Origin of the sequence: Bacillus sp. REN10, from assembly GCF_016820555.1 — a bacterium.
Classification (GTDB): Bacteria; Bacillota; Bacilli; order Bacillales; family Domibacillaceae; genus Bacillus_CE.
In genome coordinates, this window is record NZ_JADHDW010000030.1 from 1 (window position 1) to 2,978 (window position 2,978).

Here is a 2,978-nt window from a genome sequence, read left to right on the forward strand (position 1 = left end):
CTGACACCAATTACCCCTTTTCTTTTTTGATTATTATAACAAAAAGAAAAGGAAAAAGACTGTAAACAGAAGTAAATCATTTGATGATAAAAAAACAGAGAGCCGAATGAACGACTCTCTGTCTATACTTTATCGCTTTAAAGTAGTGGGGGTCTGACACCATTTCCTATGATTATTATAACAAAGAAAAAAGGAAAAAGACTGTAAACAGAAGTCAATCATTTGATGATAAAAAAACAGAGAGCCAAATGAATGACTCTCTGTCTGTACTTTATTGCTTTAAAGTAGTGGGGGTCTGACACCAATTACCCGTGAATACATAAAAATAGCCAACCGTCTTTTGATAGACAGTTGGCTGGTGAAAGAAGAGAGCCGTAGCCCTCCACCTTTACTTTATTACTTTAAAGAAGTGGGGGTCTGACCCCAATCTTCCCGGGGTCTGACCCATTTCCCAAAGAGAAAAGGAAAAAGACTGTAAAAAGAAATGAATAATTTTATGATAAAAAAACAGAGAGCCGAATGAACGACTCTCTGTTTTTACTTTATCAATTTAAAGCAGTAGGGGTCTGACACCCGTTTCCCAGTTATTAAAATTATTTAATAACAACAGATTGCTTTTTAAGGATTTTGTTTTGTGCATCTGACTTATCAACAATATTAGCAGTAGCATCTTTAGTACCTACAGTAATAGAGGATACTTTATTAAGATCTAGAGAACCAGCAGTAATTGCATCTCTTTCTGCAACCGTTAATCCAGTATGTTTCTTAACTAGAATATCTTTATCAGCGTCGAAAGTAGCATTTCCATTTACATCAAAGTACACTGTAACTGTTTCTGCATTTCCTGCTGTACCAGCTGATTTGTCTAGATTATTATTAAATGTAATTACATACTTGCCAGCATCTGCTCCTGCTCCATTACCAATCTCTACTTGCGCTGGAGTAGCAATTGTAACTAACTCACCATTTAATGATAATTTCAGGTCTGCAAGTGCAAGGTCTGAAGTTAGAGTAGCATCAATTGGCGCTACTTTTTCATCAAAACCTAGAGTTAAAGTACCGTTAGTATTTAAAGAAGATTTTGCTTTAACAATTACTGGACCTGCATTATCTGCAACTGAAACTACAGTTTGGTTTACACTTACCTGTGTTCCAGAAGGAGTAGCTACGTTTTGAACACGGAATACTGCACCAGCATCGTCTTCTTTAATAAATTCAGCAGGTAAAGTAATTGCTACTTCTTTCTTAGTAGCTGTATCAAATGTAATAGTTGTATCAGCAGGAAGTGCTAAACCATTAACGCTGTAGTTAGCAGGATTAGTAGCACTTGCATATGTTACTTCATCATCGAATGTAGCTACAATTTGGTTAGATTTAGCTACTGAAGCAACATTAACTTTAAGTTCCGATGCTGCTCCTGCACCAAAATCAACAACTAATTTTTGAGTTTTAGATTCATTGCCAGTTAAAGCAATATCCGTTACGTATCCAGCGGCAACTGAAACTTCTAATTTACCACTCTTAACTACTGCAGCAGTAGTTTTATCAATATTAATTCTAACAGTTTTCTTATCATCTAATAATGAAGCTGTTGGAGTTGTTCCTAAAATATCTACTACAGCACCAGTAGTAACATTTTTTGCAGTTAAGCCAGTAATAGTAGTAGGAGCCGCTTTTAATACTTCATCATATTTCAATAACAATGTTGTAACTTCACCTTTAGAGTTTTTAATATACTCAACAGACTGCAATTTAGGTTCTACTTCATCTTTAGTTAATTTAACAACTTGAGAAGTAGCAGCCATTTTATTTCCTAAGCTATCTTTTACAGTGTTTTTAGTCATCACTGTGAAAGAATAAGATTTTTTAGAAGTATATGGGTCAAAGACAGACTTATCAATATCTACGTAAAATACTTTTCCTTTTTCGCTTGCTACAGTTGATTCTGTAACTGCATAGGCACTAGTAGCAAGATCATTTAAGTCCTCTTTTTTAAGAAGAACACCTGATACTACTGAATCTACATCCATCTTTTTATCAAACGTTAATTTAATTTGTCCATCACTTACTGTAGAAATTGAATAAGCTGGAGCAGCTGTATCTTTAGTAACTTCAAATGTTTTCGTAGTAGATCCAGTTACATTTCCAGACAAGTCAGTTAAGTTAATAGCTTCAATTGAATGAGTTTTCCCAGTTTCTAATGATAAGTTTTCAATAGTTCCAGAAAGACCATCAGCAGCTAACTTAACAGATTTAGTAGTACCATTAACTTTAACAGTTGGTTGAGCAACTGGCTCTGAGAACTTGATAGTTACTGAGTCTGCTTCTGCACCCGCTGTTTTAGCAGATACCTCTGTAATAGTTGGAGCAACAGTATCATGTACTGTAACAGTCGTAGTGTAAACTGGGAACTTATCAGTTAAAGAACCTTTTACTAGAATATCTTCAACAGTTACTGTAAATACTGCACTTTCAGTTTTTTGAATTGGAGTTGTTAGTGTAATTAATACAGACTTACCATCTTCTTGTACTTTTGTAGTGTAATCAGTTGTAGCTGTTAATGGAGCTGCAACTCCATTCTTCTTAAGAAGATAGTTTGCATCTGTTTCAGCAGAGTTTTTATTAACTTCTTTGTTGAATTTAACTAATAATTGTTTACCGTTAATCGCCATTATTCTTGAGAAAGCTAACATCCTGATGCTAGTTTGTTCTTGATTGAATAAAACCCAGAAATCAATATTTTATAAAGCTTCCTTTTAGATAGCTTGCAAGATCATTGCACAAATAAAATTTGTATATCAACGATTTCAAAAAGGGGTACTCTTAGAATAGATAACTAAAAGATATTTTTAATTATTAACCAACTTGTGCAAGAAACGTCATTATTATATCTCTTAAGAATAGACCACCTTAATGTCTTTAATTTCACCTATAACTAGTGGAGCTAGCTGCACATATTTTCCATCAAGCTATGCGCA

General features: G+C 34.2%; 1 protein-coding gene. It reads right to left on the minus strand.

Translation table 11 applies throughout. The annotated features are described in order from the left end of the window. Positions 1-593: 593 nt before the first annotated feature. Positions 594-2,672: an S-layer protein gene (locus IRB43_RS17505; protein WP_203364729.1), complete on the minus strand. Its 2,079-nt coding sequence runs from the start codon at positions 2,670-2,672 to the stop codon at positions 594-596. Positions 2,673-2,978 lie beyond the last annotated feature (306 nt).

Bases quoted from the DNA above. Each gene is read 5' to 3' on its own strand.
- IRB43_RS17505 (WP_203364729.1), bottom strand. From the start codon at position 2,672: ATGGCGATTAACGGTAAACAATTATTAGTTAAATTCAACAAAGAAGTT.